The organism is Streptomyces sp. NPDC043878, from assembly GCF_056435735.1.
Genome location: NZ_JBWKDW010000015.1, coordinates 206,966 through 222,984 on the forward strand (window position 1 = coordinate 206,966; position 16,019 = coordinate 222,984).

12 protein-coding genes are annotated in these 16,019 nt (G+C 72.3%); 10 read left to right on the plus strand and 2 right to left on the minus strand.

The window, feature by feature from the left end:
- Positions 1 to 13: 13 nt before the first annotated feature.
- Positions 14 to 445, plus strand: a complete 432-nt coding sequence (locus tag AC07AZ_RS22220; RefSeq protein ID WP_478850299.1) for an Hsp20/alpha crystallin family protein — start codon at positions 14 to 16, stop codon at positions 443 to 445.
- Between the two features lie 96 nt (positions 446 to 541).
- On the plus strand, positions 542 to 937 hold the full coding sequence (locus tag AC07AZ_RS22225; RefSeq protein WP_478850339.1) for a DUF2267 domain-containing protein: 396 nt from the start codon (positions 542 to 544) through the stop codon (positions 935 to 937).
- Between the two features lie 378 nt (positions 938 to 1,315).
- Here the strand turns inward: AC07AZ_RS22225 and AC07AZ_RS22230 are convergent, their stop codons facing one another.
- Together AC07AZ_RS22230 and AC07AZ_RS22235 are read right to left on the minus strand one after the other, a co-directional pair.
- Complete coding sequence (locus tag AC07AZ_RS22230) at positions 1,316 to 1,666, minus strand: STAS domain-containing protein (protein ID WP_478850301.1); 351 nt, start codon at positions 1,664 to 1,666, stop codon at positions 1,316 to 1,318.
- A gap of 179 nt (positions 1,667 to 1,845) precedes the next feature.
- On the minus strand, positions 1,846 to 2,223 hold the full coding sequence (locus tag AC07AZ_RS22235; protein ID WP_478850303.1) for an STAS domain-containing protein: 378 nt from the start codon (positions 2,221 to 2,223) through the stop codon (positions 1,846 to 1,848).
- A 221-nt stretch (positions 2,224 to 2,444) separates the two neighbouring features.
- Here AC07AZ_RS22235 and AC07AZ_RS22240 point away from each other — a divergent pair, with 221 nt between their 5' ends.
- The 8 genes from AC07AZ_RS22240 to AC07AZ_RS22275 all read left to right on the plus strand — a co-directional run.
- A complete protein-coding gene (locus tag AC07AZ_RS22240; RefSeq protein WP_478850341.1) occupies positions 2,445 to 2,861 on the plus strand; it encodes an ATP-binding protein in 417 nt (138 codons plus the stop codon).
- 536 nt (positions 2,862 to 3,397) lie between these two features.
- Positions 3,398 to 4,588: a carboxylate-amine ligase gene (locus tag AC07AZ_RS22245; protein ID WP_478850343.1), complete on the plus strand. Its 1,191-nt coding sequence runs from the start codon at positions 3,398 to 3,400 to the stop codon at positions 4,586 to 4,588.
- A 219-nt stretch (positions 4,589 to 4,807) separates the two neighbouring features.
- A complete protein-coding gene (locus tag AC07AZ_RS22250; protein WP_478850305.1) occupies positions 4,808 to 6,592 on the plus strand; it encodes an N-acetylglutaminylglutamine amidotransferase in 1,785 nt (594 codons plus the stop codon).
- A complete protein-coding gene (locus AC07AZ_RS22255) occupies positions 6,565 to 9,159 on the plus strand; it encodes an alpha/beta fold hydrolase (RefSeq protein ID WP_478850307.1) in 2,595 nt (864 codons plus the stop codon). The genes AC07AZ_RS22250 and AC07AZ_RS22255 overlap by 28 nt, the downstream gene beginning before the upstream one ends.
- A gap of 256 nt (positions 9,160 to 9,415) precedes the next feature.
- Positions 9,416 to 11,125, plus strand: coding sequence for an aa3-type cytochrome oxidase subunit I (ctaD, locus tag AC07AZ_RS22260; RefSeq protein WP_478850309.1), 1,710 nt, complete (start codon positions 9,416 to 9,418; stop codon positions 11,123 to 11,125).
- A 286-nt stretch (positions 11,126 to 11,411) separates the two neighbouring features.
- Complete coding sequence (locus AC07AZ_RS22265; protein WP_478850311.1) at positions 11,412 to 12,944, plus strand: carboxylesterase/lipase family protein; 1,533 nt, start codon at positions 11,412 to 11,414, stop codon at positions 12,942 to 12,944.
- Between the two features lie 125 nt (positions 12,945 to 13,069).
- Entirely contained in the window at positions 13,070 to 15,181 is a 2,112-nt protein-coding gene (locus AC07AZ_RS22270) for an alpha-galactosidase (protein WP_478850313.1), read from the plus strand.
- 422 nt (positions 15,182 to 15,603) lie between these two features.
- Positions 15,604 to 16,019, plus strand: a 416-nt coding sequence (locus AC07AZ_RS22275) for an alpha/beta hydrolase (protein WP_478850315.1), incomplete at its 3' end; no start/stop codon positions are given.

A 16,019-nucleotide genomic window follows, 5' to 3' on the forward strand; every position in this document is an offset into this window, starting at 1 on the left:
GAGGTGTTTCGCGATGTTGATGCGCACTGACCCTTTCCGTGAACTCGACCGGCTCGCGCAGCAGCTGACCACCACCGGCACCTGGACGCGGCCCTCCGCGATGGCGATGGACGCCTACCGCGAGGGTGACGAGTACGTGGTGGCCTTCGACCTCCCCGGCGTCAGCCCGGAGGCGATCGACATCGACGTCGAGCGGAACATGCTGACCGTCAAGGCCGAGCGCCGGCCGGTGGCGAAGGCCGACCACGTGCAGATGGAACTGTCGGAACGGCCGCTGGGCGTCTTCTCGCGCCAGCTCGTGCTGGCCGACACCCTGGACACCGAGCGCATCAAGGCCGACTACGACGCCGGTGTGCTGACCTTGCGCATCCCGATCGCCGAGCGCGCCAAGCCCCGCAAGATCTCCATCGGCGGGGAGTCCTCGCGCAAGGAGATCTCCGACTGAGTCCGGCGATCCAGCCGGCCGGCGGCGCAGGACGGGCACCTGACACCCCCTCCGCCCGTCCTGCGCACCATCCGGCCGAGGAAGGCGGTGGCTGACGTGCCCCTGCGACGCGAGGCGTTTCTCGGCCAGGTCAAGGAGCGCGGCGAGTACGAGACCGTTCACGAAGCGGAACGCGCGGCACGCGTCGTTCTCGCCCTGCTCGGCGCTCATCTGGTCGGCGGCGTGCGTGCCGAGCTGGCCGCCCGCCTGCCGGAGGTGTTCGCCCTGATCCTCCTCAACCCGCTGCAGAGCGCCGAGCCGCTTTCGCCCGAGCGGTTCGTGCGGGCCACGGCGGCCTGGATCGAGGGGGCCACCGAAGCGACCGCGACCTGGGACGTCAGCGCCGTCCTCAGCACCGCCGCCGACGCGGCCGGCGATGACCTCATGCGGCAGATCCTGCTCCAACTGCCCGCCGGCTACGACCTCCTCTTCGGCCGCCCCCAGCCCATCTGAACGCTCACCCACCTGGCGCCCGGACCCCTCCGGGTGTGCCGGCGAGGACGACAACGGCGACGCCGCACCCGGCTTGCAGAGCGGGGCTCCGGTGCGAAGCCGGCGCACCGGACGACGATGGCGGCGGCCGGGTCGAGCGCTTCGGGCGGGCCCCGCCACTGCTCGACGACGAGGCCTCCACGTGCACCGGGCCGGCTCTCCGGCGAGCCGACGCGTTCCGGTTCGGTCGGCGGACGTACGACATCTTCGCCGGCTCCTGGAGAGCAGGCGCGGGTCCGGGAAACCCCGTCGGAGACGCGTTGCACAGGCGGCTGACGATCCAGGCCCGCCGCGCCATCGGCCGCCCGCGGTACGAAACGGCCACGACCTGAAGCACCCTCACCCCGCCACGTCGGTACTACCGGGGTTGGCGAGGCCGAACAGGGCGTCGGCCCCGGTGAGCCGCAGCAGTCTGACGACCTCCGATGCCGTTGCACCGACCAGTACCAGGTCGACTCTCGTGGTGAGCGCCTGCTCGCGGGTCCGGAGCAGAACGGAGAGTCCTGAGCAGTCGCAGAAGGTCACACCGGAGAGGTCGACCACCAGCCGCCGGGTGCTGCCGTCCAGGCATGGACCGAGTACCTGCCACAGTTCCGGCCCGCTGTCCCAGTCGAGCTCACCGAAGGCGGTCACCGTGGTGGTGTTTCCTCGCCAGGCGACCGCCGCCCTGAACTGTGCGAAGTCCTTCATGCGTGACCCCCTTGCGCAGCGGCGCGGCGGTCTTCGGTGCGTCCGTCCTCGGACACTCGCCCATGTTCCTCACCTGCGACACCGGCCCAAGCCCAGGCCGGATGCCCACGGTTCGACCCTAGCCAAGCCGGTGGGCCCCTGTCGCGCCGACCCTGGTCGAGCCGAGGCCGGAGAGCCGGTCAGTCGCGGAGGGCGTGCTGGAGGGAGTCGCGGCAGTCGATGAACGTGTCGACGCCGACGATCTGCAGGGTGCGCAGGACCGAATGGGTGGGTGCGGACAGCCGGAGCCAGCCGCCGGCCTGGGTGAGGGCGTGGTGGGCGGCGATGAAGATGTTGATGCCGGTGGAGTCCATGAAGGTGACCCGGCTCAGGTCGGCCACGATCCGGGGGCGGGGATCACCGAAGACGTCCAGGGCCTGGCGGAGGTCGTTGCCGGTGTCGTGGTCGATCTCTCCCGCCAAGGTCAGAACGCGGATGCCGTCGGTGGCGGTGGTGACGACCGACAGCCGGGCCGACTGTCTGGCCCGTTCGGTGTCAGCGATTTCGTCCTCAGCCATGTCGGTGATACTTGCACACCGGTCCTTCACCCCGAGGGCTGCCCTGCACACAGCGGGTGCTGCCGCCGGGCCGGGAACCGCCGGTTCCGAAGGCGTGCGGCGTGGACCGCGGACGCGCGGGTACGCAGGGGGTGTGTACGGGGTAGTGACGAGAGACCGTGACGGGTGTGCCGGTGAGTGAGGACGACGCGGCGCCGGATGAGCAGGCCATACAGACCACGATGGCCCTGGAGGGCGCGGGCGCGGACATCGCTCACGCCCGCCATCAAGCCGCGGACTTCCTGATCCGTGTCCAGTCCGGGTACGGCCTGCCGGTCTCGCAGCGGGCCATGGACCTGACCCAGCTGGTGGTGAGCGAACTGGTCACCAATGCGTGCAAGTACGCCCCGGGTCCGGTGCTGCTGGATCTGCGGATCGTGGGCGGTCTCGTCGAAGTGGCCGTGTGGGACAGCGACCCGGTGCTGCCGGTGGCCCGGGCCGCGGACGCGGGACGGGTGGGCCAGCACGGTCTGGAGATCGTCATGGCCGTCGCCCACAGCTTCTCGGTGCAGCGGGAGCCGGTCGGCAAACGCACCACCGTCCGCCTCGCTCTGGTGGACGACCCCGGCGGCGCCATCACCGGCCACCAGCCGCTGTAGGGAGGCGGCCGGCTGTCACGGTACGGGTGTCGCGTCATCGGCGTAGCGGCCGGGGCACCACGCGCGAACGAGAGTCTGCCGAGTTTCCGGTGATGCCGGGGGAGTCGGGGGAGTCGGGGGAGCCGCGTCGGCTCTGCCGACCGGTCCACTGTCACGTCCCGCCGGTGCTCGGCCCCGGACCGGCCGGTGGCGGGATGTCCGGCGGCAGCGGTCGCGGTCGCGGTCGCGGTTCGGCGAAGCCGGAACGGGCGCGCGGATGCGGGTGGCCGGGCGGCGCCGAGGGGACCCGCACCGGGTCCGGGCCGGTGAGGCTTCTTCGATACGGGGTAGTCGACGGGTCCGGCACGAGGTGCCGCAACCGGGTCGCCGCACCCCGTGTGCTCATCGGAGATACGCCTGATTCAAAAGAGCAGAACGAGGCGTGAAGATCGACGCCCTGGGCACTCGTCCCGTCACAAGCTGCCGCGTCGGCCCCGGTGCGAGACCCTGGGACGGGGGCAGGCGTTCGGGCCACACCTCGAGGAGCGACCGTGAGCATGCGTATCGGAGTGGAGGAAGAGTTCCACGTCCTGGAGGTGGAGAGCGGAATGCTCGTGCCGCGCGCAGGTCAGATCCTCCGAAGACTCTCCTCGCAGACCTTCACGTCCGAACTGCACCAGTCCACCGTGGAGACCAACAGCGCGGTCCACACCCGCCTTCACGACCTGTACACCGACCTGGCCAGGACACGGCGGCGGCTGGACACGGCGGCCTCCTCGCTCGGGCTCGCGGTCGTGGCCGCGGGCACCGCGCCCCTGGCGCCCGCGGCCGCCGCCCGCCCCACCGCGGACGCCCGCTACCGGCGCATGGTCGAGGACTACCGCAAGGTCGCCGACGAGCAGCTCATCTGCGGGGCCCAGATCCACGTCGACATACCCGACCGCGACACGGCGGTCCGTGTCATGTGCGCGGTCTCCCCGTGGCTGCCCGTGCTGCTGGCCCTGTCCGCCAGCTCGCCGTTCTGGCAGGGCGCCGACACCGGCTACGCGAGCTGGCGCACCCTGCTGTGGCAGCGCTGGCCCACCGCCGGCCCGGTCGGCTGCTTCGCGAACGCCGACGAGTACGACAAGGCCGTACGGGACCTCATCCGGGCCGGGATCATCAGCGACGCCGGGATGATCTACTACGACGTCCGCCCCTCCGCGCACCTGCGGACCCTGGAACTGCGCATCTGCGACGCCTGCCCGCGGGCGGAGACCGTCGTCCTGATCGCCGGACTCTTCCGCGCCCTGGTCAGCGACGCCCTCGATCGGCTGCGGAAGCCCGGCGCGACCGGATGCGACGGGCACCACGAGTGGTTGCGCGGAGCCTCCTGGCGGGCCGCCCGCTCCGGCCTCGAAGGCACCCTCGTGCACCCCGAGACCCGCAGGGAGGCCGCCGCACCGCAGGTGGTCGCCGGGATGCTGGCCCGGCTGCGCCCCGCGCTGGAGGCCAACGGCGACTGGCAGACCGTCCACGCGCTCACCGAGGCCGCCCTCGCCGACGGCAGCGCCGCCCGCCGCATGCTCCGTACCGCACACGACGAGGACCTGCTGGCCTGCGTCGACATGCTGATCGCCGAGACCCGCGGCGAACGCCGACACCCCGGCCGGAGGACCGCCGCTCGCGACGACGTGTCGTCCGCGCACGCCCGGGCGGCGCGCCGGCCCTCCCTGGGCTCCGGCTCCCCGGAGGCGATCGGCTTCTGACCGGCCGGTGAACCCCATGGAACCAGCACCCCGCGCACGCGCCGCGGACCGGCGGCGCCGGCCGACGACGGCCCGGCACCCCCGACGACCCCTCACCGCCCACGAGTTCAGGAGAGATCCCGTCATGTCCAGCAGCATCCAGTCCGTGGCCGGCAGGCGCGACCAGGCACCCCCATGCCGGCGCGCCGACGACGGTGTACGGAAGGGAGGCGGCCCCTCATGTGCGGTCTGAGCGGTGAGATCCGTTTCGACGGCCGTCGCCCCGACGTCGGGGCCGTCGAGCGCATGGGTGACCGGCTCGCCGACCGCGGGCCCGACGGCCGGGGAATCTGGACGCGCGGCGCCGTGGCGCTGGGACACCGGCGACTGAAGATCATCGACCTGTCGGACCTCGGAGGGCAGCCGATGACCGACGCCTCGGGCGAGATCACCGGCGTCTTCAACGGCTGCGTCTACAACTACCGGCAGCTGCGCGAGGAGCTCTCGGGTCTCGGTCACCGCTTCACCTCGACGTCCGACACCGAAGTCGTCCTGAAGGCCTATCAGCAGTGGGGAACCGCCTGCGTCGAGCACTTCCACGGCATGTTCGCCTTCGCCCTCGTCGAGCACCGGACCGGCCGGGTGGTGCTGGCGCGCGACCGGCTCGGCATCAAGCCGCTGTATCTGGCGCAAACGCACGAGCGGCTGCGGTTCGCCTCCTCGCTGCCGGCCCTTCTCGCGGCCGGGGACGTGGACACCTCGCTCGACCCCGTCGCCGTCCACCAGTACCTGAGCTGGCACGCCACGGTGGCCGCACCGCGCACCGTCCTCAGCGGCGTACGCAAGCTCCCGCCCGCCACCGTGCGGGTCGTCGAACCGGACGGCACCCACCGCGACCACCGCTACTGGCAGCCGTCCTACACCCGCCGGGCCGAGCACGCCGGCATGGACGCGGACGACTGGCGGGACGCTGTGCTGGAGGCGCTGCGCACGGCCGTACGCCGGCGCACGGTCTCCGACGTGCAGGTCGGTGTCCTGCTGTCCGGCGGCCTGGACTCCAGCCTGATCGTCGCCCTGCTCGCGGAGGACGGCGCGCAGGACCTGATGACGTTCAGCGTGGGATTCGACTCGGAGGGCGGCGAGGAGGGCGACGAGTTCCGCTACTCCGACCTGGTCGCCCGCCGCTTCGACACCGACCACCGCCGGCTGATGGTGCCCTCCGACCGGGTGTCCACCGCCCTGGACGGCGCCGTCGCGGCGATGAGCGAACCGATGACCAGCCACGACGTCGTCGCCTTCTACCTGCTGTCCGAGCAGGTCTCCAAGGACGTGAAGGTCGTGCAGAGCGGCCAGGGCGCCGACGAGGTGTTCGCCGGCTACCACTGGTACCCACGGCTGGCCGAGGTCTCCCGTGAGGACGAGCCGGAGCGGTACGCCGACACGTACTTCGACCGGCCGCACGCCGACTTCGCCCGCGTCCTCCAGCCCCACATGCTGCCCGCCGACGACGTCTCCGGCCGCTTCGTCCGCGAGCACATGGCGGCCCCCGGCGCGCAGACCGCCCTCGACGCGGCCCTGCGGCTGGACACCCACGTCATGCTCGTCGACGACCCCGTCAAGCGGGTGGACAACATGACCATGGCGTGGGGCCTGGAGGCCCGGGTGCCGTTCCTCGACCACGAACTGGTGGAACTGGCCGCGGCCTGCCCGCCGGAACTGAAACTGGCCGACGGCGGCAAGGGCGTACTGAAGGAGGCGGGCCGCAAGATCCTTCCCCGCGAGGTCGTCGACCGACCCAAGGGCTACTTCCCCGTCCCCGCGATCAAGCACATGGCGGGGCCCGTCCTGCAACGGGTGCGCGAGGCACTCCAGGCCCCCGAGGCCAAGCAGCGGGGCCTCTTCCAGGAGTCCTACGTGGCCGAACTGCTCTCGGCGCCCGACGAACACCGGACCAGGCGCGGGGCCAACGCCCTGTGGCAGGTGGCTCTGCTGGAGATATGGCTGCAGACGCACGGGATCAAGTGACCGGCGAGCCGGCCGCCCGAGCCCCGCACGGGCAGGCGCCCGCCCGGCCGTCCGTCGTCGTGCACCCCGGGGCGCCCGGCCCCGCCCCGGGGACCGCGCCGGACGGGCCGCCGCCCAACACCCGACCCGTGGACGCCGGTGATCCCGCCTGCTCCGCCGCTCCGGTTCCGCAGCACCTGCCGGCGGCGGCCGGCCCGCGTGACGCCGTGACCCGGCTGCACGCGCACGGCTGCTGGTACCCCTCCGCCCACCCCGACGGCACCCGGGTCGCCTTCATCTGCGACCGCTCCGGCGTCCCCCAGCTGTGGACCGGGCCCGTGGACGGCGACGAGGTCCGGCTGCTCGACTCCTCCCCGGACCCCGTCACCGAGGTGTCCTGGTCGCCGGACGGCCGCTGGATCGCCTACACCACCGCGCCGGGCGGCGGCGAGCACTCCCGCGTCCTGTGCGTACGGCCCGACGGGACCGGTCGGCGCGTCCTGGCCGGCGCCGACCCCGACAGCACCGCCTACCTGGGCTGCTGGGCCCACGACGGCTCGGCCGTCGCCGTCACCGTCGCCCAGCCGGCCGCCCACCTCTCCCGGGCCGCCGCGGCACACACCCCGGCGGACCCCGGCCCGGACGACGGCCACCCCTACGGCACCCGCCTCCCGGCAGACTGGGCCGACCGCGACGGCCACGCGAAGCTTCTGGGGGGAGCGCCGTATGACCCGGCCGCGGGTTCGGGTCCCGCTCCGCGGCGTCCACCGGGACCGGGGCCGGCGGAGCCTTCGCCGCGGGCCCGGGTGACGCCTCGGGTCAACACGGTGGGGGAGACGTCGACAGCGACGGGGACCTGGACCCGGCCGTGGCCCGAGGGGGCGGGAGCGGGGGCGGAGCTACGGCCGGGGGTGGCGCCGTACGGCCTCGCGGCGGGCCCGGGAACCGGGGCGCCACCATGGCCGGGGGCGCCTGACACGGGCACGGCGGGTGCGGGGGCCGGGCCGGCGCCCTGGCCGGGGGTCACGTCCGAGGTCACCGCCGAGGTCTTCGCCGTACCGCAGACCGCTCCGGCGGCCGTTCCGCAGGCCCCACCGCACTCCGTCCCGCAGGCCGCGCAGGGTGGCGGACTGTCGGCCTATCTGATCGACCCCGACGGCCTGACGTCCCCCGCGCTGCTCGCCACGGAGGCGCACGCCGCCACCCTCCGCGTGTGCGACCTGAGCCGCGACGGCGAACTCGCGCTGCTGCGCCGGGGGCCGCGCGGCCGCCGGGAGGCGTTCGTCCGGCGCATCGCCGACTCGGTCACGACGTGCACGTTCCCCGTCGCCGACGGCGACCCGTGGATCGGCCGGTTCTCCTCCGACGCTCGGACACTGTGGCTGCGCAGCAACGCCGACCGCGAGTACGCGGCCCTGTTCGCCGTCGCGCTCGACGCCGACGGCGGGCCGCGCGGGACGTCGGTCGTGACCGAACGCGAGGGCAGCGACCTCGAACTCCTGACCTTCGCGCAGGACGGCCGTACCGCGGCCCTCGCGTGGAACGTCCAGGGCGCGAGCGCACTCGACCTCGTCGAGACCTTCCCCGACACGCCTCACGCCCCGGACGACGTCACGGGCCCGTCGAGACCGGTTCCCCTGCCCCACGAGGTCGTGACACGCGTCGTACCGGCCGGTCCGGGGCGCCTGCTGCTCGCGCTGTCCGGGTCGCAGCGCCGGCCAAGCGTGTGGTGGGAGTACGAAGGCGTGTCCCTGCTCCGCACCCCCTGGTCCTCCCGGGACGAGGACGCCGTCCCGGGAGGCCGCCCGCCCGTACGGCCGGTCGCCCTACGCCTCCACGCCCGGGACGGACTGCCCCTGAGCGGGTGGTACTACAGGGCGCCGGGCCGCGCCGCGGACGAGCCCGCGCCCTGCGTGATCCACCTGCACGGCGGTCCCGAGGAACAGGAACGCCCGGTGTTCAACCCGCTCTACCACGAGTTGCTCGGACGCGGACTGGACGTCTTCGCGCCCGACGTCCGCGGGTCCTCCGGGCACGGCAGGTCGTTCGTGGACGCCGACCTGGGCGCCGGCCGCTTCGCCGCGCTCGACGACGTCGCGGACTGCGCGGCCCACGCGGTGACGGCCGGCCTCGCCGACCCGACCCGGCTTGCGGTCATGGGCCGCTCCTACGGCGGCTACCTGGTGTTCGCGTCCCTCGTGCGGCACCCGGACCTGTTCCGTACCGGCGTCGCCGTGTGCGGCATGTCGGACTTCCTGACCTTCTTCGCCGCCACGGAGCCCTGGATCGCGGAGTCGGCCGCGCACAAGTACGGTCATCCCGAACGGGACCGCGAACTCCTGCACGCCCTCTCGCCGATGAGCCGCATCGACGCGCTGCGGGTCCCGCTGCTCGCGGTGCACGGGGAGCACGACACCAACGTGCCGCCGGGGGAGTCCGAGCAGTTCGTGCGGGCCGCCCGCGAGCGGGGCCTGCCGGCCGAACTCCTCACCCTGCGCGACGAGGGGCACGACTTCCTGCGCGCGGACAACCGCCGGCGGTTCCGCCGGGCCGCCGCGGACTGGATGCAACGGCACCTGCATCTCTGACTTCCGCGCCGAGGCCGACCGGAGGGGGCTCGGTGACCGGCTCGTCCACGCCGTCACGGGCAGCACGCGCGCATCACGGCCGTACCGGGTGCGGCGCCGACCGTCGGATGAAGCGGGGGGAGTACGTCGGGACAGCCGGGGAACACAGCGCGCCATGGGGCTTTGACAGCGTGGCGAGCGGGTTCGACTCCGCTGATACGCCATCGTGGACGGAAAGTGTGGTTGGTCCCTTTTGTTCATCTGGTGAGGACATGCGATGGCGGCAGTGACTGAACCGGTGGCACCGGTCCCGACGGCGAGGCGGACCAGGGGTCAGGTGATCGTCTCCTGGGTGACGACGACGGATCACAAGAAGATCGGGCATCTGTACCTGATCACGTCGTTCGCGTTCTTCCTGGTGGGTGGTCTGCTGGCGATGGCGATCCGGGCGGAGCTGGCCCGTCCGGGACTGCAGTTGCTCTCCAGCGAGCAGTACAACCAGGCGTTCACGATGCACGGCACGATCATGCTGTTGTTGTTCGCGACGCCGACGTTCGCGGGGTTCGCCAACGCGATCATGCCGTTGCAGATCGGTTCGCCGGATGTGGCGTTTCCGCGGCTGAACATGTTCTCGTACTGGCTGTTCCTGTTCGGTGGCCTGATCGTGCTGGGCAGTTTCCTCACCCCGCAGGGGGCGGCGGACTTCGGGTGGACCGCGTACACACCGCTGAGCGGTCCGATCCGGGCCGGGTATGCCGGCGGGGATCTGTGGATCATGGGGTTGGCGCTGGCCGGGTTCGGCACGATCCTGGGGTCGGTCAACTTCGTCACCACGATCATCTGCATGCGGGCTCCGGGGATGACGATGTTCCGGATGCCGATCTTCACCTGGAACGTGCTGCTGACGTCGGTGCTGGTGCTGTTGGCGTTCCCCGTCCTGGCGGCGGCGCTGCTGGCGCTGGAGGCGGACCGCAAGTTCGGCGCGCACGTCTTCGACGCGCAGTACGGCGGGGCGATCCTGTGGCAGCACCTGTTCTGGTTCTTCGGGCATCCGGAGGTCTACATCCTGGCGCTGCCGTTCTTCGGGGTGATCACGGAGATCATCCCGGTGTTCGCCCGTAAGCCGATCTTCGGCTACATGGGGCTGGTGGGGGCGACGATCTCCATCGCGGGGCTTTCGGTGACGGTGTGGGCGCACCACATGTTCGCCACCGGGGCGGTGCTGCTGCCGTTCTTCTCCTTCATGACCTATCTGATCGCGGTGCCCACCGGGGTGAAGTTCTTCAACTGGATCGGCACCATGTGGAGAGGGTCGCTGTCGTTCGAGCCGCCGATGCTGTGGGCGGCCGGCTTCCTGGTGACGTTCCTCTTCGGCGGGCTGACGGGAGTGATCCTGGGCTCGCCGCCGCTGGACTGGCACGTGACCGACACCTACTTCGTGGTCGCCCACTTCCACTACGTGCTGTTCGGCACCATCGTGTTCGCGATGTTCGGCGGCTTCAGCTTCTGGTGGCCGAAGATGACCGGCACCATGCTCGACATGCGCCTGGAGAAGATCCACTTCTGGACCCTGTTCGTCGGTTTCCACACCACCTTCCTGGTCCAGCACTGGCTCGGCGCCGAGGGCATGCCCCGCCGCTACGCCGACTACCTGGCCGCCGACGGCTTCACCACGCTGAACACGATCTCCTCCATCGGCGCCTTCCTGCTGGGCCTGTCCACCCTGCCGTTCCTCTACAACGTGTGGAAGACCGCCAGGTACGGCGAACGCGTCGAGGTCGACGACCCCTGGGGCTACGGCCGCTCCCTGGAATGGGCCACCTCCTGCCCCCCGCCCCGCCACAACTTCCTCGCCCTGCCCCGCATCCGCTCCGAATCCCCCGCCTTCGAACTCCATCACCCCGAAATCCTGCGGCTGGACCAGAAGGAGACCACCGGTCAGCGCGACGCGTTCGACGCCCCGGGGCACGAGAGCGGCCGGTCATGACCCTGGGGCCGGCGGGGTGGCGACCGGTCGTGACCCCAGGGCAGGATGGTGGCCGGTCCTGCCCCCGTGGCCGGGGTGGCGGCCGGTCCTGCCCCCGTGGCCGGGGTGGTGGCCGGTCCTGACTCCGTGGCCGGGGTGGTGGCCGGTCCTGACTCCGTGGCCGGGGTGGCCGCTGGTCTGACCCCGTGGCCGGCACCGCATCCCGAGTCCGGACTGGTTGATACTTCAAAGACTCCGGTGCAAGATGGCCGCGCCGACGTAGGCCGTCGCTCGCCGAGGAGTCAACATGAGCAGTGCCGAGTTTCCGCAGGTCACCACCACGGCGGGCACGGTCCGCGGACACCGGGAGAACGGCCTCACGGTCTTCCGCGGCATCCCCTACGCCCAGCCACCGGTGGGTGAGGCCCGCTTCGCGGCACCGCGCCCGGTGGCGGAGTGGGACGGGGTGCGCGAGGCCCTGACATTCGGCCCGCCGCCGCCGCAGGAGCCCATCGGCCCCACGGCCGCTCCGCCCGAGGCCGCTCCACATGCGGCCGCCCCGGACGACGACTGGCTGACGGTCAACGTCTGGACACCGGAGCCGGACCCGGCCGCCCGGCGGCCGGTGATGGTCTGGATCTACGGCGGCGCCTACAAGTTCGGCTCCACCGACGACCCCGCCTACGACGGCGCCCGCCTCTCCCGCGACGGCGACCTGGTCGTCGTCACCCTCAACTACCGCGTCGGCATCGAGGGCTTCCTCCAGATCGAGGGCGCCCCCGCGAACCGCGGGCTCCTCGACCAGGTCGCGGCCCTGACATGGGTACGGGAGAACATCACGGCCTTCGGCGGCGACCCCGGCCGGGTCACCGTCTTCGGCGAGTCGGCCGGCGCCGGGTCCATCGCCGCGCTGCTCGCCATGCCACGGGCCCGCGGACTGTTCCGGCGGGCCATCGCCCAGAGCGTGCCGGGCACCTACTTCTCGGGAGAGCTGGCCGCGGACATCGCCCAGGCCATGAGCGAGGGGCTCGGACTGCGCCCGACCGTCGCCGACCTGTCCGGGGTGGACCCGCGCAAGCTGCCCGGCGCGGGGGCCGCGCTGACCGCCCGGATGCGCGAGTTCGCGCACCGCTGGGGCCCGGTCGCCCACACCCCGACCCCCTTCTCGCCCGTCGTCGACGGCGACGTCCTGCCCACCGCGCCATGGGAGGCCCTGGCGGGCGGCGCCGCGCGGGACGTGGAGCTGGTCACCGGCCACAACCGGGACGAGTACCGCCTGTTCCTCCTGCTCGGCGGACTGCTCGGCACGGTGGACGAGACCATGGCCTCGACGGCCCTCGGCCTGTTCGGGCCCGGCCCGGACGCGGAGCAGGCGTACCGCACCGGCTTCCCGGACGCCTCCGCGGAGTACCTCTTCGAACTCGTCCAGTCCGACTGGCTGTTCCGCATGCCCTCCCTGCACCTCGCGCAGGCGCAGTTCACCGGCGGCGGCCGGGCCCACGTGTACGAACTCACCTGGCCCGCCCCGGCCGACGGCGGCGCCCTCGGTGCCTGCCACGGCCTGGACGTGCCCCTGACCTTCGGCGTCTACGGCGGTCTCGGCGCCCTGCTCATCGGGGCCGCACCCTCACCGGAGACCGAGGCGCTGTCCGCCCGCTTCCGCTCCGCCTGGGCAGGGTTCGCCACCACGGGTGACCCCGGCTGGCCCGCGTACGACGGCGAACGGCGTCTCGTGCACGTCCTCGACGCCGAACCCACGGTGGCCGCCTACCCGGAGGAGACCTCGCGCCGTCTCTGGGAGCATCACACGTTCGCCCCGCTGCCCCTGACGGCGCCGTGACGGGGAGACGTGTTGACCACTGACGGCACCGTGACGGCGCTGTGACGGGAAGACATATCGACCACTGGCGGCACCGCGACGAGGAGGCGTGTTGACCACTGACGGCGTCGTGACGGAGAAGCGCGTTGACCACTGACATCGCATCGGCCGGGGAGCGACTGCTCTGGTCCCACACGGCGCTCGGGCTGCACGCGCTCGTGGACGCCGGCGGGGCGGTCAGGCTCGGGACCCGGGGTCGGGAGTGGGCCCGACTGGTGCCGCTGGTCGAGGTCACCGCGACGGGCCACGGCCGCACCTGGTCGGGGGAGCGCTTCATCGACACCGCCATCGGCGACCGTATGACCTACCGCGGTCACGAGACGGTCGAGGACGACGACGGGCAGTGCACCACGATCCGCCTGACGGACCCCGTCACCGGCCTGACCGCCCACATCGGCCTGCGGACACGACCCGGCGCCGGCTACCTCCGCTCGCAGGTACGCCTCGTCAACGAAGGCGTCGGCGCGCTCCAGTTGGAGAGCGTGTCGACCCTGACGCTGGGCGGCCTCGCCGACGCGGTGGGCGGTCCGGACGCCCTCGACGGCCTGACCCTCCACTGGGCGGACAACGACTGGCTCGCCGAATGCCGCTGGCGGCAGGCACCGTTCCGCGAGTGCAGCGTCCGGCTGAACCGGTCCGTCCACGGCCACGAAGGGCGCGGCACCTTCGAGCGCTACTCGCAGGGCAGTTGGTCCACCGGACGCCATCTGCCGATGGGCGCGCTCACCGACCCGGCCGGCCGTGCCTGGCTCTGGCAGATCGAGTCCAGCGCCGGCTGGCGCTTCGAGACCGGTGAACGGGAGGGCGCCGCCTACCTCGCCCTGTTCGGCCCGGACGACGCACACCACCAGTGGCGGCAGACACTGGCGCCGGGCGAGGAGTTCGCGACCGTACCGGCCGTGCTCGTCCACGCGGAATCCGGTGGCCTGGAGGCCGCGTTCGGCGAACTCACCGCCTACCGACGTCACTTGCGCCGCGACCACCCCGACCTGCACGCCCTCCCGGTGATCTACAACGACTACATGAACACCCTGATGGGCGACCCCACCACCGACACGCTCCTCCCGCTCGTCGAGGCGGCCGGCGCCGCCGGTGCCGAGGTCTTCGTCATCGACGCCGGCTGGTACGACGACGACGCCCAGGGGTGGTGGGACGCCGTCGGCGCATGGGAAGCCTCCCGCGGCCGCTTCCCCGGCGGCATCACCGAGGTCCTTGACGCCGTCAGACGGCAGGGCATGACGCCGGGCCTGTGGCTGGAGCCTGAAGTCATCGGCGTACGCAGCCCCTTGGCCCGCACCCTGCCGCCCGAGGCGTTCTTCCAGCGGGGCGGGATCCGCGTCACCGAACACGGACGCCACCACCTGGACCTGCGCCACCCGGCCGCCCTCGCCCACCTCGACCAGGTCGTGGACCGGCTCGTCGGCGACTGGGGCGTCGGCTACCTGAAACTCGACTACAACGTCAACATCGGCCCGGGCACGGACAGTGGCGGCCACAGCGCCGGCGCCGGTCTGCTCGGGCACCACCGCGCCCACCTCGACTGGCTCCGCTCCCTGCTCGACCGCCACCCCGACCTCGTCCTGGAGAACTGCGGGTCGGGCGGGCTGCGCATGGACTACGCGCAACTGGCGGTGGCCCAGATCCAGTCCACCAGCGACCAGCAGGACCCCCTGCGCTACCCGCCCATCGCCGCGGCGGCCCCCACCGCGGTCACGCCCGAGCAGGCCGCCGTGTGGGCCTACCCCCAACCCCACTTCAGTGACGACCTGATCGCCTTCACGGTCACCGGCGCGCTGCTGGGCCGCGTCCACCTGTCCGGCTTCCTCGACCGCATGAACGAGGACCAGCTCCGGCTCGTCCGCCGTGGTCTCGACGTCCACAAGGGCATCCGGACCGAGATCGGCGCCGGCCTCCCGTTCTGGCCCCTCGGCCTCCCCGCGTGGGACGACACCTGGATCGCCCGGGGGCTGCGCGGCCGGACCTCCACACTGCTCACCCTGTGGCGACGCGGACCGGCCGGCGACGACACCCGCACCCTCACCGTCCCGCACCTGCACGGCAGTTCCGTGCGGCCCGCGGTGCTCTATCCGTCCACCGCGGACGCCACCGCCTCCTGGGACGCGGCCGACGGCAGGCTCACCGTCCGTCTCCCGCGCCCCGACACCGCCGTACTCCTGCGCCTGGACGCCGACCACTGACACCACCGACGACCTGCCCCCGACCGGCGCCCACAAGAAGCCCAGCTGCGGCTCTCGTCGCGAGAGACGCTGGTGAGCGCGCCTTTCGTCGCGGACCTGTTCCGGGAGGCCCGGCCGGACAACGTGCGACTCGCCGCCGGTGTTAGGCGCGGTCGCCACGTAATCCGCCGGGCGGTGAAGCGGCAGGTGAGGCTGTAGGCGTGCAGGAGGCCGATACCGAAGCCGACGGCACGCGCTGGCGCTCTGCCGCCCGGTTCACCGCATGGCGGGGCTCCCGTCCCGCCCTCCACGTCGCTTTTCGGTCCAGGTCGTCGGGTCTCGTCTTGATCTGGGGGGTTTCCGCCTTGATCCGAGGTGCTTGGGCTGGGTTGGGAGACGAGGATTGTGGGTGTTCAGAGCCCATATCGTTCAGGGAGCACGCCATGGCCGGCAATCCTCGCAACATCGTCCTCGAGCCCGCTGCGCGGGCTTTCGCGGAGGCGACCTCAACGCCGCCGTTCCTCTTCCAGATGACGCCGGAGGACGGCCGTAAGGCGGTCGATTCGGTCCAGGACACGCCGATCTTCAAGCCGGAGGTCGACGAGGAGTGGCTGGAGGTGCTGGGCGGTCCGACCGGCAGTGTGAGGGTGCGTGTCGTGCGGCCGGTGGGTACGGCCGGCGCGACCCTTCCGGTGATCTTGTATGTGCATGGTGCGGGCTGGGTGTTCGGTGACGCGCACACCCACGACCGGCTCGTGCGTGATCTGGCGGTCGGGGCGAACGCCGCGGTCGTCTTCCCCGAGTACGAGCGTTCGCCGGAGGTCGGCTACCCGGTCGCGCTGGAGCAGTGCTACGCGGT